General features: G+C 61.2%; 19 protein-coding genes and 1 pseudogene. 12 read left to right on the forward strand and 8 right to left on the reverse strand.

Annotated features, from left to right (window positions below; translation table 11 throughout):
• Positions 1–60 precede the first annotated feature (60 nt).
• The 5 genes from AB3X96_RS29755 to AB3X96_RS29775 form a co-directional block, all read right to left on the reverse strand.
• A complete protein-coding gene (locus AB3X96_RS29755; protein ID WP_368592510.1) occupies positions 61–1,113 on the reverse strand; it encodes a cyclase family protein in 1,053 nt (350 codons plus the stop codon).
• 21 nt (positions 1,114–1,134) lie between these two features.
• On the reverse strand, positions 1,135–2,427 hold the full coding sequence (locus AB3X96_RS29760; protein ID WP_368592511.1) for an MFS transporter: 1,293 nt from the start codon (positions 2,425–2,427) through the stop codon (positions 1,135–1,137).
• A 64-nt stretch (positions 2,428–2,491) separates the two neighbouring features.
• Entirely contained in the window at positions 2,492–3,283 is a 792-nt protein-coding gene (hpaI, locus tag AB3X96_RS29765) for a 4-hydroxy-2-oxoheptanedioate aldolase (RefSeq protein WP_368592512.1), read from the reverse strand.
• Positions 3,258–4,592, reverse strand: coding sequence for an MFS transporter (locus AB3X96_RS29770; protein ID WP_368592513.1), 1,335 nt, complete (start codon positions 4,590–4,592; stop codon positions 3,258–3,260). Before AB3X96_RS29770 ends, hpaI begins: the two co-directional genes overlap by 26 nt.
• A gap of 57 nt (positions 4,593–4,649) precedes the next feature.
• Positions 4,650–6,197, reverse strand: a complete 1,548-nt coding sequence (locus AB3X96_RS29775) for a UxaA family hydrolase (RefSeq protein WP_368592514.1) — start codon at positions 6,195–6,197, stop codon at positions 4,650–4,652.
• 110 nt (positions 6,198–6,307) lie between these two features.
• Between AB3X96_RS29775 and AB3X96_RS29780 the strand changes: the two genes are divergently transcribed.
• From AB3X96_RS29780 to AB3X96_RS29790, 3 genes and pseudogenes are all read left to right on the forward strand, one after another.
• Complete coding sequence (locus AB3X96_RS29780) at positions 6,308–7,402, forward strand: LacI family DNA-binding transcriptional regulator (protein ID WP_368592515.1); 1,095 nt, start codon at positions 6,308–6,310, stop codon at positions 7,400–7,402.
• A 346-nt stretch (positions 7,403–7,748) separates the two neighbouring features.
• Positions 7,749–8,618 (forward strand): annotated as a pseudogene (locus AB3X96_RS29785) (aldehyde dehydrogenase family protein); the annotation flags it as partial.
• A 284-nt stretch (positions 8,619–8,902) separates the two neighbouring features.
• Entirely contained in the window at positions 8,903–9,121 is a 219-nt protein-coding gene (locus tag AB3X96_RS29790) for a hypothetical protein (protein WP_368592516.1), read from the forward strand.
• A 324-nt stretch (positions 9,122–9,445) separates the two neighbouring features.
• Here AB3X96_RS29790 and AB3X96_RS29795 read toward each other — a convergent pair whose 3' ends face one another.
• Positions 9,446–9,940, reverse strand: coding sequence for a VOC family protein (locus AB3X96_RS29795; protein WP_368592517.1), 495 nt, complete (start codon positions 9,938–9,940; stop codon positions 9,446–9,448).
• A 160-nt stretch (positions 9,941–10,100) separates the two neighbouring features.
• Between AB3X96_RS29795 and AB3X96_RS29800 the strand changes: the two genes are divergently transcribed.
• Complete coding sequence (locus AB3X96_RS29800) at positions 10,101–11,150, forward strand: medium chain dehydrogenase/reductase family protein (protein ID WP_368592518.1); 1,050 nt, start codon at positions 10,101–10,103, stop codon at positions 11,148–11,150.
• A gap of 93 nt (positions 11,151–11,243) precedes the next feature.
• Here the strand turns inward: AB3X96_RS29800 and AB3X96_RS29805 are convergent, their stop codons facing one another.
• A complete protein-coding gene (locus tag AB3X96_RS29805) occupies positions 11,244–11,834 on the reverse strand; it encodes an MBL fold metallo-hydrolase (RefSeq protein WP_368592519.1) in 591 nt (196 codons plus the stop codon).
• A 147-nt stretch (positions 11,835–11,981) separates the two neighbouring features.
• On the opposite strand from AB3X96_RS29805, the gene AB3X96_RS29810 reads away from it, so the two are divergent.
• The gene (locus tag AB3X96_RS29810; RefSeq protein ID WP_368592520.1) at positions 11,982–12,359 is read left to right on the forward strand and encodes a hypothetical protein; all 378 of its coding nucleotides are present in this window, start codon (positions 11,982–11,984) and stop codon (positions 12,357–12,359) included.
• On the opposite strand, the gene AB3X96_RS29815 is transcribed toward AB3X96_RS29810, so the two are convergent.
• The gene (locus AB3X96_RS29815) at positions 12,331–12,984 is read right to left on the reverse strand and encodes a YeiH family protein (protein WP_368592521.1); all 654 of its coding nucleotides are present in this window, start codon (positions 12,982–12,984) and stop codon (positions 12,331–12,333) included. The two genes, AB3X96_RS29810 and AB3X96_RS29815, sit on opposite strands and share 29 nt — an antisense overlap.
• Positions 12,985–13,503: 519 nt before the next feature.
• Here AB3X96_RS29815 and AB3X96_RS29820 point away from each other — a divergent pair.
• The 7 genes from AB3X96_RS29820 (at position 13,504) to AB3X96_RS29850 (ending at position 18,799) form a co-directional block, all read left to right on the forward strand.
• Positions 13,504–13,692 carry a LysR family transcriptional regulator gene (locus tag AB3X96_RS29820; RefSeq protein WP_368592522.1) on the forward strand — a complete coding sequence of 63 codons (189 nt, stop codon included), beginning with the start codon at positions 13,504–13,506 and terminating at the stop codon, positions 13,690–13,692.
• A gap of 15 nt (positions 13,693–13,707) precedes the next feature.
• On the forward strand, positions 13,708–13,932 hold the full coding sequence (locus tag AB3X96_RS29825) for a DUF3311 domain-containing protein (RefSeq protein WP_368592523.1): 225 nt from the start codon (positions 13,708–13,710) through the stop codon (positions 13,930–13,932).
• On the forward strand, positions 13,929–15,455 hold the full coding sequence (gene mctP, locus AB3X96_RS29830) for a monocarboxylate uptake permease MctP (protein WP_368592524.1): 1,527 nt from the start codon (positions 13,929–13,931) through the stop codon (positions 15,453–15,455). Before AB3X96_RS29825 ends, mctP begins: the two co-directional genes overlap by 4 nt.
• Entirely contained in the window at positions 15,436–16,128 is a 693-nt protein-coding gene (locus AB3X96_RS29835; protein ID WP_368592525.1) for a class I SAM-dependent methyltransferase, read from the forward strand. Before mctP ends, AB3X96_RS29835 begins: the two co-directional genes overlap by 20 nt.
• A gap of 19 nt (positions 16,129–16,147) precedes the next feature.
• Positions 16,148–17,014, forward strand: a complete 867-nt coding sequence (locus AB3X96_RS29840; protein WP_368592526.1) for an MBL fold metallo-hydrolase — start codon at positions 16,148–16,150, stop codon at positions 17,012–17,014.
• A gap of 55 nt (positions 17,015–17,069) precedes the next feature.
• Positions 17,070–17,219: a hypothetical protein gene (locus AB3X96_RS29845; protein WP_368592527.1), complete on the forward strand. Its 150-nt coding sequence runs from the start codon at positions 17,070–17,072 to the stop codon at positions 17,217–17,219.
• A gap of 335 nt (positions 17,220–17,554) precedes the next feature.
• On the forward strand, positions 17,555–18,799 hold the full coding sequence (locus AB3X96_RS29850) for a condensation domain-containing protein (protein ID WP_368592528.1): 1,245 nt from the start codon (positions 17,555–17,557) through the stop codon (positions 18,797–18,799).
• The last annotated feature ends 517 nt before the right edge of the window (positions 18,800–19,316 follow it).

A 19,316-nucleotide genomic window follows, 5' to 3' on the forward strand; every position in this document is an offset into this window, starting at 1 on the left:
TCAATAACATGGGGCGCGTATTAGAAGAACAGGCGCCGGGGAGGCGCAGCTTACGGGCGCTCAGACGGTCGCCACCGGTGTCACCGGCGAGCCGACCGCGCGCGGCAGCCGCAGCGGGGGCGCGGTAAGCAGGAACCGGTTGCGGCCATTTTCGTGTAGCCAGTCAGCGAGCTCACTCAGATGCCAGAGTTCGCCGAGATGCACGCCCAGCCGGAAAAGACACAGATCATGCAACGGATGCGATGGATAGTGCGAGTCTTCGCAGGGCGATGCGGGCAACATTTCGACGGCCACGTTGTCGGCGATCAGCGCGGCGACCTTCGAATCGATGATCCACCGGCGCAGGGCTTCGTCGCGACCATCGAGCCCAGCGAACCCGCGTTCTAGCGCAGTCGCGTCCTGCGTTCGGTAGAACTCGAGCAAGGCTTCGTCCATGCCCGTGCGCAGACACAACATGTCGCCGGGCTCGACGCTGACGTTTTGCGCGTCCATCGCGGCCAAGAGCTCGCGATAGCCGATTCGTAACGGTCCGGCGCCGAACTGCCGCTTGATGTCGACCATTACCGCGCGCCCCTGTACGCACGCTGTGGCCATGTTGTCGATCCCGAGGCGATACGCGCCGGGTTGGCAATCGGTCGCGGGCATCGCATCGTCCCGGTAATCGAGCGGCCCGACGACGTCTTCGCCCGAGCGATAGCCGTTGTAGAAACACATTTCCGGCCTGCCGTCGCCATCCGCGTCGAACCATTGGCCCATGTGCGCGAGGCTGTCCCACTGCGTTGAATACTGCAACGCGAGCGTGACCGTGTCATCGCATATCACGTCAGTAAGGCACGGGGTGTCGCGCGAGAGCGGGTACGTCATGTTGGGCTTGTCGCCGCGCATCGTAGGTTCGACGCGCGGCGGCGCACGACGCGGATTGAGAATGCGGTTGCCGGGACAATCGAGCGGCAGGCTCAGGCAGAACGTACGGCCTTCGCGCACTTCGCGCAGCCCTTCAAGCACTTTTTGCGGCGTGAGAAGATTCAGCCGGCCCAGCTGGTCGTCGGGACCGAAGTCGCCCCATGTCGAGTCTTGCGGGCGAGTAACCCAGCGGCGTGCGGATGTATTCATCGAAGTATCCCGTTGATCGCTTTAACGCGTTGCGTTGCTGGTTGCGAGCATCGGCTGCGCATCTTCTTCGCTGCAATGGTTCGCGCCTTCGGCTGCTTCGCCCCGTGGCATCCAGCGCGAGGCGTCGAACAGGCTGATCGCAATCAGGAGGAGCGCCCCGCCTGCGATGAACGACGCCATGCCAAACTTGAGACCGAGCGACGGCGTCACCAGCGCAATCGCGTACGGCGCGACGACGCTCACCGACGTCATGGCATAACTGATTCCGATACCTGTTGCGCGCCCCTCCACCGGAAAACGGCGCGACTGATAAAGCGGCATGATGCCGAACAGCCCGTTCGCGAACATGCCCATGCAGAACGCGCCCACGCCGAGCAGGAAGTGACTCGACACCATCGTGTAGAGCACCGTAGACGGGATGACGACGCCGAGGAACATGCAGATCGTGCGACGTTCGCCGAACCGGCTCGCCGAATAGCCTGACAACGGCTTGCCGATCACCGAGCCCACCGAATAGGCCAGCACGAACGGAAAGATCTGGCTCGAATCAAGATGCTGCGTCGTGAGCAGGAAGGTCGGATAAAGAACCTGCACGGCCCACAGCATGAAGTTGATTGCGGCGGAAAAGAGCCATGCCTGCAGCACCGCCGGGTTGAAAATGAATGCCTCGCGCGCGGTACGGCGCACCTTCGTCTGCTGTTCACGCTGCCAGTCCGGCGACTCACCCACGTTGCGACGCATGAAGAGCGTGAGGAGCGCGGGCAGTACGCCGAGGAAAAACATCCAGCGCCAGCCGGTGACCGGAAACAGGAAGTGGAAAGCGAGCGCTGCGAGCAGGTAACCGAACTCATAACCGGCGACCATGATCCCCGACGCGAGCGGACGGATCTTTGCCGGCACGGTTTCCATGAGCAGCGCGACCGACGCGGTCCATTCACCGCCGAATCCAATACCGAAGAGCACCCGCATCGCCATGAACGATGCATAGCTCCAGGCGAGCCCGCTCAAGCCCGCGGCGCATGAAAACCAAAGCACCGCTGCCATGAACACGACCTTTCGGCCGATGCGGTCGGCCGCGAAGCCCCAGCCGATGGTGCCGGCGACTTTCGCGAAGCCGGTCGCCGTCACCACGAACGCCATGGCGGGCAAGCCGACATTGAACACTTTGCCCAGATGGGGAATCAGGAACAGCAGAATCGTAAAGTCGAATGCGTCGAGCGCCCATCCGGCCGTCGCGGCAAAGATGATGCGCCAGTTCTCGCGCAGCGCCTGAATATGCGCGCTCGCTGGGCGCTTCGCTGTGTAATCGTTCATGTCGTGTCTCCTCCTTCGTCGATTGGCCGCGCGGTTCGAACCGGCGAAAACGCGCAGCCTGATTTCATTGCGCCGGGCGCACGTCCGCGAAGTCGCGTGCGAGTTTTCGCGCCGCATTCGCGAACATCAGAATGTCGACGCCAGTCGCGACGAATGTGCAGCCGAGGTCGAGATAGTGACGCGCAAGCGCCGGGTCCGAAGTGAGCGTGCCGGCTGCCTTGCCTGACGCGACGATTCTGCGGATCGCGTCATCGATCGCCTGTTGCACTTCTGGATGTGTGGCTTTGCCGCGATGGCCCATCGACGCGGCAAGATCGGCCGGGCCGATGAACACGCCGTCCACGCCGTCCACATCGCAGATCCCGTCGAGGTTGCTCAATGCGGTCGTGGTCTCAGCCTGTACTAGCAGACACACTTCGTCATCTGAGACATCGAGGTAATCGGTGCGCGAACTCCAGCGCGACGCGCGGCCCACCGCGCTGCCCACGCCGCGAGTGCCATGAGGCGGATAGCGCACGGCGCCCACCAGCGCGCGCGCCTGTTCCGCGGTATCGACCATCGGCACCAGAAGGTTGCGCGCGCCGATATCCAGCAAACGCTTGAGCAGCGCCGGGTCGCCGTTCACCGGCCGCACGACCGGCTCGCCCTCGTAAGGCGCGACGGCCTGCAGTTGCGCGAGCATGCTGCGCAAATCGTTCGGTGCGTGTTCGCTGTCGATGAGCAGCCAGTCGAAACCCGCTGTCGCGCTCACTTCCGCGAGGTACGGGTCAGCCATCGAGAGCCGGAAGCCGACCTGCTTCCTGCGCGCGGCGAGGGCCGCCTTGAATGGATTAAGCGCTGAGATCTGCGGGTTCATGAATGCGTGTCTCCTGTGAGGGGTCGCCGAATTGAATGGGTTCCACCTTTCCGAGGAGGAACAGATAGTTGAGGATTGCAATGCCGATCAGCGCCGACGAAAACAGCAGGGCTGGCACGAACGAACCGGTTGCACCGACAATGGCACCCGTCACGATTGGGCCGACCACGCCGCCGAGGTTTGAGATCGTGTTCTGCAGGCCCGCCACCATCGAAACCGAGTCAGGCGGTGCGACATCACCGGGCAATGCCCACACTTGCGAAGCCGCCACCGTGGTGCCCGACTTCGCGATGCACAGCAGCAGCACAGCGACGAATGGCGACTGTGCGAAGGCCGCAAATCCGATACTCGACGCCATCACGAGGCCGATCACGAGAAACAGCTTGCGGGTGGCCGTGAGCGAAAGCTTGCCGCTCGCGAACACACGGTCCGAGGCCCAGCCGGCGAAAATCTCAACGATGATCGAAGCAATAAGCGGCAACGACGCGATCCAGCCCATCTCCAGCACACTCATGCCGCGCTCTTTCATCAGATACGTGGGCAGCCACGTGATGAAGAAGTAGGAGTTGTAGTTGATCATGAAGAAACCAATGCACATCGCCCAGATGTTCCGATGCGCAAAGAGACGTCGCCATTGCCGGCGCGTGGGCTGGCGCGTGTCCTGCGTGACCTTGTCGCTTTCGATATGCGCGAGTTCCTCCGCGTTGACACGGGGATGGTCTGCCGGGGAATCCGTGAAGCTCGCGAGCCACACGAGGAACCAGACGATGCCAAGCGTTGCCGTCAACACGAAGGTAAGTTTCCAGTCGAAGGCGGTGAGCAAGCCAGCAATCAACGGCATTGCGATAGCGCCGCCGAGCTTTGAGCCGCTGTCGAAAATGCCTGCAACGGTTGCGCGCTCCGTGCGAGGGAACCAGCGTGTCGCGATACCAGCGTTACTCGGATAGGCTCCGGCCTCGCCCACGCCGAGCGCCACCCGCAGCGCCACGAGCGAACGGAAGCCACTCGCAATACCCGTCGCCGCGGTTGCCAGCGACCACCACAGCACCGCGAAACCGAGCACTTTCTTCTGTCCGAAACGATCGGCCAGCAGGCCAGCCGGCAACTGCAACAGCGCGTAAGACCAGAAGAATGCCGACATCACGACACCCATCTCGATCGCGCTCAGATGAAACTCCGACTGGATCCGTGGCGCCGCGGCCGAAAGCACCGTGCGATCGATGTAATTGATGGCGATCGCGGCCCACATCAGCCCCGCTATCCACCAGCGCACTTTCGAGCGACCCTGCCGCTGTGCAGCCTTCAACATCACATGTCTCCCTTGCTCTTTTTTAACGTGGATTGCACCGCGCGACGCTTCAAGGCGTCAGCTCACGATGCCCATGTGCCAAGGCACGAATTCGTTGTCTCCCAGGCCCAGCAATTCGCTTTTCGTACGTTCGCCCGATGCCGCCCGCAAGATGAGATCGAAGATGTCCTTGCCCATTTCCTCGATCGAACGCTCGCCGTCGAGCACAAGTCCGCAGTTGATATCCATGTCTTCCTCGAGGCGCGCAAACATCGGCGTGTTACTCGCCAGCTTGAGCGTTGGCGCGGGCTTGGAGCCAAACATCGAGCCGCGCCCGGTCGTGAAGCAGATCAGGTTTGCGCCGCTGGCGATCTGCCCGGTGACGGCGACGGGGTCATAGCCGGGCGAATCCATGAACACCAAGCCAGCGCGGTCGATGGGTTCTGCATACTCATACACGGCCTGCAGCGGTGTCGTACCGCCTTTCATCGCAGAACCCAGTGATTTTTCGAAGATGTTCGCGAGACCACCCTGCTGGTTTCCGGGCCCGACCACACCGTTGAACTGGCCGTTCTGGCCACGCGTGTAACGCTCCCACCATGCGAGCCGGTCGAGCAGTTTCTGGCCGACCTCGGGAGAAACGGCACGGCGCGTGAGCATGTACTCGACCCCATGGATCTCCGGCGTCTCCGAAAGGATTGCCGTGCCTCCATGGCGGACCAGCAGGTCCATCGCCGCACCGAGCGCCGGGTTGGCTGTGATCCCGGAAAAGCCGTCGGAGCCGCCGCATTCGAGGCCGATCTTCAGATGACTGGCGGGCACCGGCGTGCGGGCCACGTCGTTCGCGGCTGGCAGCATCTGCTGGATGGCCGCAATGCCCGCCTCGATCGTCGCGCGGGTGCCGCCCGTGTCCTGCATCACGAGCGCATGCACCGCCTTGCCGGTCTTCAATCCTTGTGAATCCAGCAGGTCCGTGACCTGATTGCGCTCGCAACCCAGCCCCACGATGAGGACGCCGGCGAGGTTGGCATGCCGCGCATAACCCGCGAGCGTGCGGCGCAGCACGTCGAAATGCTCGCTTGGAGAGGACATGCCGCAGCCGCTCGTTTGCGCGAACGCGACAACGCCATCGACGTTGGGATAGTCCTGCAGACGTTCCGGCGTGAACCAGTTGGCGATGTGGCGGATGACGGTCGATGAGCAATTGACCGACGCGAGAATGCCGATGAAATTGCGTGTCGCGACCCGACCGTCAGGGCGCACGATGCCGGCGAACATGGCTCGCTGCCCGGGCGGCACGTAGTTAACCGGCTTCACGTCGAGACCGAAACCCGGATCGCGATCAAAGTCGACCAGCGCGACGTTGTGTGTATGGACGTGTTCGCCTGCCTCGATGTCGCGGGCCGCCACCCCAATGACCGTGTCGTATTTGCGAATGGGCTCCCCCTGGGCGATATACGTTGCCGCAACCTTGTGCCCTGCCGCGACTTGCGCGCGCAGACGAACCGTCACGTTTGCGACAGTTATTTGCCGCCCGATCGTCAGCGACTCGCGCGCGATCAGGACGTTATCGTTCTGGTTTAGCCGGATCAACGGCCCGTTGAAGGTCTTGGTGGGCTGCAACATGAGGAAGTCTCCGCTGGCTGCGCCGGGAAATGCGCAACCTTTCGTTTCTCGAATGATGTTACCGGTTAATGTAACCGGTAACATAGATGGCATCGTAGTACACTCCCGGGATGCTTGACAACAACTTTCTGTCGACAGGAACCCTCAAGCCCGTGTCCAAGTCCTCCCTAGAACTCGCACATCCGGCCGCCGCCAACACCTCGCGACGCGCCCGCAAGAACACCGGCCGCGTGACGCTCAATGATCTGGCTCGTCTGACCGGGGTCACAAAAGTGACGGTTTCGCGCGCCCTGAACAGTCCCGAGCTGGTTTCGACCGACACGCTGGAACGCGTTCTGGAGGCCGTGAGACAAACCGGCTACACGCCGGACCTGATCGCCGGTTCTCTCGCATCGAGTCGAAGCCGCCTCGTCGTCGCGCTGATCCCGGCGATGGCGGGCAGCGTGTTTCAGGAGACCGTCGCCGCGCTGACCGCCGAGCTCGCGAGCGCCGGCTACCAGTTGCTTCTCGGACAGAGTGGCCACGATGAGTCGCGCGAGGAAGCCCTGCTCGACGCCATCGTCGGCCGACGGCCAGCAGGCATCGTTCTGACCGGCGTGATCCACTCTGAGGCTTCGCGGCAGAAGCTGCGCGCGGCAGGCATCCCGGTGGTGGAAACGTGGGATATCACCCGCACACCGCTGGACATGCTGATTGGCTTCTCACACACGAAGGTCGGTGAGGCGGCGGCCCATTATCTGCGCGAACGCGGCGCCCGGCGGCCAGCGATCGTCACGCCGGGAGACCGTCGGGCGATGTTGCGGGCCGATGCGTTCATTGCTGCGTTCGGTGGCGACTGGACGGTTCCGGTCGCCTCGGTTGCGTCGCCCGCGCATCTCGGCGATGGTCGACGCGCACTGGCGAGCCTGCTCGACGCGCACCCGGAAATCGACGCAGTGTTCTGCGGCGCCGACATCATGGCGCTTGGAGTGCTGATGGAAGCCCGGAGCCGCAACCTGGATGTCCCGTCGCAACTCAAGGTGATTGGTTACGGCGACCAGAGCTTTGCAGCCGACACAGATCCCCCTCTCACGACCATCAGGATCGATGGTACGAAGATCGGCAAACTGGCTGCGTCCATGCTGATCAAGAAAATCGAGACCGGCACCTGTAGGCGGTCCAAAGTCGACGTCGGGTTCAATCTGGTCGAGCGCGCATCGGTGTAAACCCCAAGATGCATTCCAGTTTGTCCTCGCGGCCACGAGTGCTCGGCCCGCGACATCGCCGCATGCGTCAGTGCTTTCACTCATGACGGTGAACGCTGCCACTGTCATGCTCTCGCCGCCAGATTAGATTGTCGTTTTGCGGCCTCCCGGGATCAGGCAATGCGCTTGACTTCGAACTTTCCAAGGGAGTTGGGCTCCACGCAGGGACCGCCGCCGTAAAGCGCGTCTCACTCCCGTCATTCGACACAAATCGCGCCGATCGGGCCCGGCATGTAGTTGAAGGACGCAGGGATGAGCCCGCGCGTCGCTGTCTCCCTCTGGCAAATCCCACTCCCCTACGCGCCGGGCAGGAAAGATCGACGTGCTCGCCCTCATCGGCTCGAGCAAAGTCGCGGACCACCTGAAAAAGCAGCACCCGAAGTCGCATCGGCTGCGTGCCGTGCTCGGTCTCGACGCCAAAAACGCCGCGATCGTGCTGCCTGACGCCGACATAGACCTTGCTGTAAAGGAATGTCTGCTTGGCACGCTGTCGTTCAATGGTCAGCGCTGCACCGCGCTCAAGATACTGATGGTGCACCACTCGATCGTCGACACCTTCCTCGAACGCCTCACGTCAGCGCTGAAAAATCTCAAGGTGGGCATGCCGTGGGAACAGGGTGTGTCCATTACACCGCTCCCCGGCATTCATCGCACGGCCTACATGACCGAGGCGATCGACGATGCGAAGGCGAAAGGCGCGCAGGTCGTGAACGACGGCGGCGGCGTGTTCTGCAAGACGCTCGTCTATCCGGCCGTGGTGTATCCGGTCAAGGAAGGGATGATGCTCTATCGCGAGGAGCAGTTCGGGCCGATCATCCCGGTCGTTGCGTTCGATGACATTGAAACACCGCTCGACTATGTCATCACTTCGGATCACGGGCAGCAGGTCAGCATCTTCGGCACCGACGCCGCCCAGATAGGGGCGTTGGTCGACCCGCTCGTCAATCAGGTGTGCCGTGTCAACCTCAACTGTCAGTGCCAACGGGGACCAGACGTCTTCCCCTTCGCCGGACGTAAGGACTCCGCGGAAGGTACGCTTTCTGTCACCGATGCATTGCGCGCTTTTTCGATTCGGTCAATGGTCGCGGCAAAGCAGACCGAGGAAAATAAAGCTCTCCTCGATGCAATGGTCACTAATCATCAATCGAAATTCGTCAACACCGGGTTCATTTTCTGAAAAAGCTGTAATGAAAGGCAAACGATTGGTTGTTCGTCGCCGCGCGACTGGGTGGTGCGCCGATCAGTTGCAGACAGGATGCGCACAAAAACGCCCCACTTCTACGAGCACGGGTGGGGAAACAGCCCGATGGCGCGTTGAGAGAGTTCATTGTTCGGGTGGTGCGTGACATTGAGACGTCGCTGCACCAGAGGGATCAGCGACAGACTAGCTTGACGGGCAGGCGCGTCTGCACGCCCAACCGCGTCGGGAGTACGCAAAGGAGGTAGTCAGCAGGTTCTTGATTGCAAAGAAAATTTATACGGGGCCGCAAGGCAGACCCACGCCAGGCTCAGGTGTTCCTAACCGGAAAATTGCCCGGTAATCAAAGCCACCCCTATTTCGCCGCTGCGCCGTGGATGGCGGACAACGCCATGGCGGCCGTGATGGTGATTCTCTTTGTCGAGGCGGCATGTATTGCGGCAGGGATTCAGGCCGGCTGGCAGCGACGACGAGCGACATGACGGGCCTGGACGCCGATGTTTTGATGTTTACGAACCTCGTCAAGTCTGATAATTGCTAGTATCAGCCTTGCGTTTGCTCGCGCCCGATAAGCTCACTGAATCGGTTCCAGGAGCGACAACGATATAAACGGCGTCGGACGAAAACGGTGCGTACATCAGGATGGGCTGGTGAAAACGCGCCTCATATTCCTTCTCGAACACTGCGCCGCCGGAAGGCGCTCGACGGGTATGGCGCAGTCCGTGAACAAGCCGAAAGGAGGCTACAGCGGCATTAACGCGCAACTCGAATTCGGACGTATCTGAACGTCGGTTGTCACGCTCGCTCTAGCCCTCCGCCATGCCTTTTTCCGCCAGTTCCTTTTTCGCGCTTTCGTTCTTCGTCAGATGCGTCAGGCCCATGCCCCGCAGAACGTTCGGAGCCTTCGTGAACTGGATATTGTTATAGCCCACGATCTCGATGCGATTGCCCCATGGGTCGCGGAAATCCAGAAACGGACCGTCGATCGGCTCGACCCCCGCCGCCTTGAGAGCCGCGAGCGCCGCCTGCTTGTCATCCACAACGAGGCCGACATGCCGGCCGTCATCGGCGGGCTGTTTGCGTCCTGCCTGCAACGCGATGAATTGGTCGCCAAGATCGATGAAGGCCATTGTCTTGCTCTTGCCACGTAGCTGAAAGTCGAAGATGCGGCCATAGAACGCCAGCGCTTCCTCGATATCGTCGACTTCCAGCGCCACGTGGTTGAAGCCGATGGCGCGAGGCTTTTTGAAGTCAACCATTTGACCCTCCTCTTGCGATAAAGTGGACAGTGCTCGAAGCATCCCGGTTTCGAATCCTGATCGATCTGGAACGATTCCAAAACGTGGTGGAGCAAATCCGATCATAATCCGACCTGCGTCCCGCGATCCTTTATACCAACGCAGGAATGCCGAATTTGAGCGTGGGTATCAGTTAAACGGGGTACGTTTGAATTAACAGCCCATGAAACAAACCGTGATCACGGGTCATGGCGGACCGGAGAAGCTCCAGGTTCGTGAAGCGCCAGACCCGAGTCCGCGTCCAGACGAAGTCCGCATTCGCGTCAAGGCTTGCGGCATCAACTTCGCCGATATCCTTGCCCGGCGCGGCCTGTATCCAGATGCACCGCGCCCACCGATGGTCGTGGGTTATGAAATTTCAGGAATCGTCGACCAACTCGGCAGCGAGGTCGACAAGCAATGGCTTGGCCGGGATGTGTTCGCGCTCGTCCACTTCGGCGGCTATGCCGACACCGTAACGGTTCCAGCATCGCAAGTGTTCGCCATGCCGGCCGCGTTGGATTACGAGCATTCCGTCGCGCTGCCCGTCCAGTACCTCACCGCATGGCAGTTGCTGGTGGTGATGGGCGCGGTGACAGCCGGCGACTCAGTACTGGTCCACAACGCAGGTGGTGGCGTCGGATTGGCTGCGATCGACATTGCACGCCACCTGGGCGCGACGATCTACGGGACAGCAAGTCCCACCAAACATGCATTCTTGCGCGAACGCGGCCTGAACCACGCTATTGACTACACTCGTGGCGACTGGAGGGAAGAATTCATGAGGCTTACCTCGGGCGCTGGGGCTGAATTGATCATTGACCCTCTCGGCGGCTCCCATTGGAAGAAGAGTTATTCGGCCCTGCGCTCGACAGGCCGTCTCGGCATTTTTGGCATTTCCAGCGCCACCACCACGCAGTTGCCCGGCCCTCTACGCTTGCTCGCACTCGCCGCCGCCACTCCGTGGTTTCATCCGCTCAGTTTGATGAGTCGCAATCGCGGAGTCTTTGGCGTCAACCTGGGGCATCTGTGGCACGAGGTCCCAAAACTGCAAGCGTGGATGAGGGCTCTGCTTGGCGGAGTCGAAGCCGGTTGGATTCGGCCTCATGTCGACCGCACGTTCCCATTCGAACGCGCTGGCGACGCACATGCCTGGATAGAAGATCGCAAGAATATTGGAAAGGTCGTGTTGAGCGTCGAAAAGCAAATTCCGCCGACGAGCAGGCGCGCGTAGCAGGAGCAATGTGGGCTTCGCTTCAGGCTTCCCACGTGACGCCTGTTTAAAGTGCCATTCTCTGGAGCGCCGCCTCCGGCATGCATTTTCATGCTAACGATCCTGGCGACCAAGACACGTACGCGTGCCGTTCGATGGAAATCGGCATGCATGCCCGGCCAGACTTGCAGGTCCACGAACGCAAACCCGGCGCCACGCTCTCACTTCCGGCATGAACACCGTATCGACGACGAACAGCGCGTCCTCGATCATGAACGCGGCATCGAACGGGGTAGGTTCGGGCATGGCAAGCACTTGGGCCTGCAGCGTACCGATAAAGAAGACCTCATGTGGGGCGAACAGATGATCGAAACCGGGCTCGCTCGACAGATCGAGCGTCGCAGAAAGCATCGATCGTGCGTCGACGATGCTGCGGCCAATGCCGGTCTTTCCGCCGACGCGGCCATTGAACACCGACGCCCCCGAAAGATGACCGGCATGCGCGTGCGTCTGAAGTATCCACTCAACCTCCAGACGCTTTTTCTCGACGAAAGCGACGAGGCGCTCGATCGAATGTGTCGACGGGGCGGCGTCAAAATCGAGAACAGGGTCGATGACGGCGCACGGCGAGCCGTAACCGGCGTAGACAATGTGGCTGACCGTGCCCGCCGAAGGATCGTAAAACGTCTCGACATACGGAAACATCAACGACACTCCTCTGACATGCGCGACGTTCGAACAAGGAAGACTTCGCGGCGCCCCTCGCGATCGCCAGCGTGACCTGTCCACACTCGCACGACATCCGGCATCCGTCGATTCCAGGCAAACGACAGCGTAGGCAAGATCAAGCGCATGAAAAAGCAGGCCGCGGGGAAAAACCGTTTCCGCATGGAAACAATGGAGCACGAGGCGTGCGAACGCCTGTCGCGCGTCCGTGCGCGAACCCCGCCAGTCTTGCGCCCTTGCAGGAGTCGGCTCGTCGATATATCGGCCGAACGGCAACGTCATGCAATCCGCAATATGTTGATCAACACCAGACTCATCGCAGCCAACGCGAGTATCGGAAGAATCACCGCAAATGTGACGCGCGGCCCCGCCTTTGAGATGGTTCGCAGATCGGTACCTAAACCCAGCGCAGCCATTGAAACGACAGTGAGCGCGCTGCCTGACTGGCTTGCCGACTGCAACAGCGTCATCGGAATCAGCCCCGTCGCGCGTGCCGCGCCATGACAACGAAGCCGACGATAAACCATGGCACCAGCTTCGTCAGACGAACCATACCGGGCCGGGTCCTCGGGTCGTTGCCCTGCTCTGGCGTTCCTGTGTTCGCATCACGCCTACGGGCGAGCGCCGACAGGAGCAGCATCACCGGTCCGAGCATAAGCACACGCACCAGTTTGACCAGCGTGCCAATATGGACACTGACGGTTGAGACCGGCACGGTCGCGGCAAACACCTGTGGCACCGCATAGACGGTCATACCTGCCAATGTCCCATACTGCACCGCGTTAAGACGAAGAACCGGGGACAGCAGCGGCAATCCAAGCACTACCGCAACACCAAGCACCGCCGTGAAGGCGATCGACGCAGCAACATCATCACGGCTTGCGCCGATCACGGGCGCAACAGCCGCGATGGCCGAATTTCCGCAGATTGAATTCCCGCACGCGATCAGCAGCGCCATGCGCCGCGGCAACTTGAGTGCGCGTCCGATTCCGTAGCTGACAAGGATGGCCGCGACGACGATCACGACAATGCCCGACAGCAACTTGATGCCGGTCGCTTGCAACGCGGCGGCACTAAACGATGCACCGAGCAGCACGACAGAGGTTTCCAGCAAGGTTTTAGCGTCCAACGCTCGCCTGGGGTCCATATGACGCGGACCTGCGCGCCAACGAGAATTGCGAGCACGAGCGATTCAAGCCACACCTGACCGAATAGATGCGCTTGCGGCGCTTGCAGCAGCCACGCGATCAAGCACACGCCGATACATAGCGCGATGCCGGGAAGCACTCCAATAAGGTAACGAGGCCCCGTCGGATTCTTGCTGCGCAATGCTGGGCGGTTCGGGAAAAGGGACGACATGTCGACACCGGTGCGTTAAACGGAGCGACTAGGCTATTCATCGTTAGGCGTTCTGAAAAATACAAAATAGGCACCCCCTACTCTGACCTGGAGTTATACCTGACTCGTTTTCAGAGTCTGGCAGCCTCCTTTTAAGTCGATCGTTTCCCAGAGGAAACAGTATTGCTCGCACAAGATCCTTCAATGGCAAACGAATCGCCGCTACCATTTTGGCCATCGCGTCGAAAGCCATTGATCATCGGATCTCGGACCGAGAGTCGGCCACGGCGATATTCGCGGGCTGTTGGCAATGAATTTCACTCATCTGTTTGCGTTCTACGAAGTTGCCCGTGCCGGCAGCTTGAGCGGCGGCGCTCGGCGCCTGCGGGTGAGCCAGTCCGCCGTTAGCCGCGAGGTCAAGGAACTGGATCGATTGCGGCATCGAAAGACTGGCTGCGCTCATCAATGCGTACTCACGTGCGTTTACCCCCGTTTTTGACCTGGATCTCGACCGATGACAACCCGGCTGACCCTACTGTTGCTTGCCACACCTATCGTTGCCGTGCTCTGCGTGCCCTTCTACAACCGCGTGACACCAACGCTCGATGGCTGGCCATTCTTTTACTGGTGGCAAACGGGCTGCGTCCTCGCGGGCGCGCTGCTGACGGGCGCTGCCTACCTGCTCGATGCGCGCGCCGTGCGCAAGGCCGCAGCGCGATCGCAAGAAGGTGCCGCATGAACGTGATGTCCATAGGTATCTTCGTCGCACTCTTTGCGCTCGTGAGCGCGCTCGGCATGGTGGCATCGCGATGGCGGCGCGGCGATCTCAGCGCCATTCACGAATGGGGACTCGCCGGTCGGCGCTTCGGCACTGTCATGAGCTGGTTCCTGATCGGCGGCGACCTTTACACCGCCTATACCTTCGTCGCCGTGCCGGCGCTTGTATTCGCGGCGGGAGCGACGGGCTTCTTTGCGGTGCCTTACACCATCATCACGTTTCCGCTCGGCTTTCTCGTCTTGCCGCGCCTGTGGCGCGTTGCGCGCCAGCATGGCCACGTGACCGTCGCCGACTACATCGAACACCGCTTTGGCAGTCGCCCCCTCGCGCTCGCGATTGCGTTGACGGGCTTGCTCGCGACCATGCCGTACATCGCGCTGCAATTGGTGGGCATTCAGGTCACGCTCGGCGCGCTCGGTTTTCCGACGCATGGGTGGCTCGGCGAACTGCCGCTTTTCGTCGCGTTCGGCGTGCTCGCGGTCTATACGTGGTCGAGCGGATTGCGCGCGCCCGCAATGATCGCTGTCGTCAAGGACTTGCTGATCTACGCGACGATCATCGGGGCACTGATCGTGATCCCGACGCAGCTTGGCGGCTTCGGCCACATGTTCGCGGCGTTGCCGGCAGCGAAGCTGCTGCTGAAAGCGCCGGACGCCACGAGCCTCAACGGCTACTCGTCATATGCAACACTCGCGCTCGGCTCGGCGCTTGCGTTGCTGCTTTATCCGCATTCGATGACGGCAACACTCTCCGCCTCATCGGATCGCGTGATCCGGCGCAACATGGCCTTGCTTCCCGCGTATTCGCTGCTGCTCGCCTTCGTAGCACTGCTTGGTGTGATGGCGCTCGCAGCGGGTGTCGGCGCAATGCCCGAGTACGCCGATCAGTTCCGGCAGTACGGTCCGAACTTCGCGGTGTTCGCACTTTTCCTGCACTACTTCCCTTCGTGGTTCGTCGGCGTCGCGTTCGCGGCGATCGGCATCGGCGCGCTGGTGCCCGCCGCGATCATGTCGATTGCTGCGGCCAACCTGTTCACGCGCAACGTGTGGCGGCCGTATTTCGCGCCGCATTGCAGCGCGGCGCGCGAGACTCGGGTGGCGAAGCGGGTCTCGCTGTTCGTCAAATTCGGGGCGCTGGGTTTCGTCCTGTTCGTGCCCGTGCAGTTCGCGATTCAGTTGCAGTTACTCGGGGGGGTGTGGATTACGCAGACTTTGCCTGCTGTCGTGTTCGGTCTATTCGTGCCGGCCATGCGCGCACGCAGTCTGATGGCAGGCTGGATAGCCGGGCTGGGCACCGGCACGTGGATGATTGCCGGGAACGGCTTCAAGACCGCTACTTACACGATTCACGTCGGCGCGCTCGCGATGCCTGTCTATGCCGCTGTGATCGCGTTGCTTGTCAACTTTGTCGTCGTCCTCGCGTCGTCGTTGCTTTTCGTGAAGCCGCACGAAGAAGGAGTCGAAGGTGACCTCCAGAACCGATAGCAGCAGCGACGCGCTCGCGGGCATCGACATCGATATCCTGATGTCGCACCTCGCGTGTCCTGCGGGCGAGACCGGCCTCGCGGTTGGCGACATGATGGAGCGCGTCAACGCGGCGTTGATCGACGCGGCCTTCACCAGACTCGATCCGCAAGCGGACGAACGCATCGTCGAGATCGGGCCGGGCAACGGCGGCCATATCGAATCCGTGCTGACGCGTGCGCCACGGCTCACACTCGTCGGCCTTGACATATCGCCGACGATGACAACCGCGGCTCGCGAACGCAACGCCATGTTGCTCGCGCGCGGACGCGTCGCGCTGACGACGGCGGATGCCGCCAGCATTCCCTACGAGAACGCCTCATTCGACAAGGCCATCGCGATCAACAGCGTCTACTTCTGGCCGGACCTGCTGGCAGCCCTACGGGAAATCCGCCGGGTGCTGCGCGACGAAGGGCAACTGGTGATCGCGGCGATGACACCCGAAGCGGCGCTGTCGATGCCGTTCGGCCGCCACGGTTTTCGCGTCTACGGACCGACTACTTTTCGCGAAGCCTGCTTCGAAGCGGGTTTCGATCACGTGCAGATCGAACGCTATGTCGATCACGCGCCAGCGGCGCCCGCGCCCGCCGCGCTACGCACGTTCTTTCTCGTGCGCGCTTCGTGCATGCAGTGAATCACGTTTCAGGAGTGCTATGTTCCCTCACGTTCAATCTTTTCATGATGCAGCAACGGGCACCGTCAGTCACATCGTTCATGCAGGCGCCGGTTCGACTTGCGCGGTGATCGACCCCGTACTGGACTATGACGCGGCGTCGGGGCGCGCATCGACTGCGTCGCTCGATCGCATCCTCGCGTTTATCGGCGAGCAGCAACTCGTCGTCGGATGGATTCTCGAAACGCATGCGCATGCGGATCATCTGTCGGGTGCAGTCGAACTGAAGCGCCGCATGGGCGGCACCATCGCAACGAGCGAGCGCATCGTCAACGTGCGCTCGCTGTTCTCGATGACATTCGATCTCGCCGATGAGCACGGCTTTGATCATCTATTCGGCCCCGAGGAAGCATTCACGATCGGCACAATGACGGCGCGTGCGATTCCAACTCCTGGACACACGCCCGCCGACACGGCCTATCTGGTTGGCGATGCGCTGTTCGTCGGCGATACGCTGTTCATGCCCGACCTCGGCACGGCACGCTGCGATTTCCCGGGTGGCGATGCGCAAACGCTCTACGCGTCGATCCGGCGGCTTTTGGTACTACCCGAATCGACTCGCGTATTCGTCTGTCACGACTACCCGCCGGCGGGGCGTAACGTACGCTTCTCGACGACGATCCGCGAGCAGCGGCAACACAATATTCATGTGCGCGACGGCATCAGCGAGAGCGAATTCGTTGCGCTGCGAACTGCGCGCGATCTCACGCTGAAGGTGCCCGCACTGCTGTTCCCCGCGATGCAGGTGAATCTGCGCGGCGGACGTCTGCCCGCTTCCGACCACAATGGCCGCCGCTATATGCGGATACCGATCGACGAAACGCATCTCGTCGAGGATCCCTCGTGATCGACGCGCTGAGCCGATTGCTTCGGCGCGGCGGTCCGGGCGGTGGCAATGCGTCTTGCGCCACCCGGAAGCGCCGACTGCTGCATGTCCCGACGGAGATACGCCGCCGCCGTCGACGGACGACAACGCCGCGCCGAACGCGCCGCTCGATGAAGAAATCGAACTCATGCGCTATCTGCTGCTGTCGATGGCTGCTGCCTACTGAACACGGCAACGCTGTTCGTTGCCGGGAACCTTCAACGCCGTGCCGTGAGACCACGCGCGCCTCGCTGCGGGGTGTGCATCATCGTTGCGCGCGCCGCTTCGAGAATCCTTCGAAATGAGAAAACGAGCAACGTTCAATGCGACGCCCGGTTCGCACAAGCGCGATGCCGGATCAGTCGCCATACGCTATCTGCCTGCGATCCTGTTTCTATTGCTTTTGGCCGTGAATGCGTTCGTTCTTGGCATCGTGGGATAGCTGTGCCCTTTTTCCAGCACAACTGCCTCAGCAGCCGAGGTCGAAGTAATTGAAGAATTCACCAGTGTCATTCAATCGATATGTCAAACACCGAGCAAAAAACCACGATGCAGGACGGGTCGACTCATGTCCTGACGCGTGAACTGGACGCCTTCGAACAGATCCTTTGGGCGACCGATCGAATCGAGCCGCGTCATTTTCTTCTGGTGACAGAGATCGACAATCTTCCGTCAGGCCGAGATTTTTGGCCGACCGCGTTGGCCGCGGTTCAGCAAAGACATCCTCCATTGCGCGTCCGCATTGTCTGCGACCCTGGGGCACGGCCGAGATTCGTCGCGACTGGCGAGCCCATCCCGTTTCGACTGGATCATGGAACAGGCGAGGCTGCATGGATGGGTGCCGCGACCCGCGAACTCCATACGCGTTTTGACGCGGAGAAAGGCCCCTTGATACGCGTACGCCTTGTTCAGGGCGAATCGACTTCGCATTTGATACTGGCCGTTCATCACGCCATTGGCGACGGTATCTCCGCCGTTTATCTCACAAGGGATATTCTGGAAGCGGTGCAGGGTGAACTTCGCGCCCCACTGCCAGCGCGCATGAGCCGCGAACAACAGGTCACCCCCGGCTCGACCGCTTCACGGTATGACGCTGTCTCGACAACAGTTGGTCACATACCCTCGCGACAGCCTGTCATCGCGACGTTTTCACTCTCGCCCGATGTCGTCGACGAACTGGGTTTGCGCTGCCGTTACGAACGTACGACGCTTCACAGCGCCCTGACGGCCGCCGCGCTCCTTGCCAGTGAAGGGCCATCGCGGCGCAGTCTGTCACCCATCAATGCACGTCACCATTTGCCTTCCATCGAAGACGATGTCGGGTTGTATATTACATCTGGTATCACCTCGATCACCGAAGGTAAGACCGACTGTTTCTGGGAGGCGGCGCGAACCGTGCGGAGTCAGCTGGATCAGGCGCGCACATTGCCGCCCTTACTCGACAGCATCAAGGCAATGCGGTCGATGCTAGCGAACATCCGAAGCGAGGAGGACATGCAGGCATTGTGGGGGGCGATACGTTGCGAGCTCGGGTACCAGACCGTACTTTCGAACCTCGGAATGCTCCCCTTCAGCAATTCGAAGTCGGGTGTCCGTGTCAGAGCAGCCTACCTGTTGCTGAACGCGGAACCGATACCTGTTGTGGGGATCGCAACGGTGGGTGGGCGTTTATCGGTCACTATGAGTACGGCGGACGGCGATAAACACATGCCGTGGTTTCGGCGATTCGAGCAACTGCTGTCCAGGGCGACTAGCTTTCTCCGCTGAAGATGCACTCCGCCCGGCGGCCTCCGCTGCCGCGATTCTTGCCGTCTTGAGGCGCGAAATCCGAGGCCCACAGCGCGTAATGGCAATAAGGACAAGCAATTCCTGTCGCTTTGATACGTGACCGCTTAAAAAACCGTTGTTCCAGCCCTTTATTTCCCGAACTCACGGCTACTGCTTATTACATTAAGTCAAATGACAGGAATGAAGACTGGCTTTTCTAGCCTCGAATCGCACACAGGAATTTCTCTCGTGTGACGGAACGATGCGGCAACATTGCACAGCGCTATTGATGCGGCGCAGTACGGGCCCACCCGAAGCGGCGCAGTTGTCGATACAAGCGCAAACAGAGCACGAACCAGTGGACGCGGTAACCGTCCTCCGGTCCAGCGCCAAAGGCTCGCTCCCGTAAGCGTCAGGATCCGGTGGGTGCCCACCAAGCGGCGATAGCCGAGGGAACCACCGCTCGCGCCCTTCCCCTGGTCTGGTGCACGATGAGCGGGACACCTGCACCAACCCG

This window comes from Paraburkholderia sp. BR13439 (assembly GCF_040948805.1).
GTDB classification, from domain to species: Bacteria; Pseudomonadota; Gammaproteobacteria; order Burkholderiales; family Burkholderiaceae; genus Paraburkholderia; species Paraburkholderia youngii.

Coding starts and splice junctions, on each gene's coding strand:
- AB3X96_RS29805 (WP_368592519.1), bottom strand. CDS start 11,834: ATGTTTCCGTATGTCGAGACGTTTTACGATCCTTCGGCGGGCACGGTC.
- AB3X96_RS29795 (WP_368592517.1), bottom strand. CDS start 9,940: ATGCTTCGAGCACTGTCCACTTTATCGCAAGAGGAGGGTCAAATGGTT.
- hpaI (WP_368592512.1), bottom strand. CDS start 3,283: ATGAACCCGCAGATCTCAGCGCTTAATCCATTCAAGGCGGCCCTCGCC.
- AB3X96_RS29810 (WP_368592520.1), top strand. CDS start 11,982: ATGAAAAAGCAGGCCGCGGGGAAAAACCGTTTCCGCATGGAAACAATG.
- AB3X96_RS29825 (WP_368592523.1), top strand. CDS start 13,708: ATGACAACCCGGCTGACCCTACTGTTGCTTGCCACACCTATCGTTGCC.
- AB3X96_RS29755 (WP_368592510.1), bottom strand. CDS start 1,113: ATGAATACATCCGCACGCCGCTGGGTTACTCGCCCGCAAGACTCGACA.
- AB3X96_RS29800 (WP_368592518.1), top strand. CDS start 10,101: ATGAAACAAACCGTGATCACGGGTCATGGCGGACCGGAGAAGCTCCAG.
- AB3X96_RS29840 (WP_368592526.1), top strand. CDS start 16,148: ATGTTCCCTCACGTTCAATCTTTTCATGATGCAGCAACGGGCACCGTC.
- AB3X96_RS29760 (WP_368592511.1), bottom strand. CDS start 2,427: ATGAACGATTACACAGCGAAGCGCCCAGCGAGCGCGCATATTCAGGCG.
- AB3X96_RS29775 (WP_368592514.1), bottom strand. CDS start 6,197: ATGTTGCAGCCCACCAAGACCTTCAACGGGCCGTTGATCCGGCTAAAC.
- AB3X96_RS29850 (WP_368592528.1), top strand. CDS start 17,555: ATGTCAAACACCGAGCAAAAAACCACGATGCAGGACGGGTCGACTCAT.
- AB3X96_RS29820 (WP_368592522.1), top strand. CDS start 13,504: ATGAATTTCACTCATCTGTTTGCGTTCTACGAAGTTGCCCGTGCCGGC.
- AB3X96_RS29780 (WP_368592515.1), top strand. CDS start 6,308: ATGCTTGACAACAACTTTCTGTCGACAGGAACCCTCAAGCCCGTGTCC.
- AB3X96_RS29770 (WP_368592513.1), bottom strand. CDS start 4,592: ATGTTGAAGGCTGCACAGCGGCAGGGTCGCTCGAAAGTGCGCTGGTGG.
- mctP (WP_368592524.1), top strand. CDS start 13,929: ATGAACGTGATGTCCATAGGTATCTTCGTCGCACTCTTTGCGCTCGTG.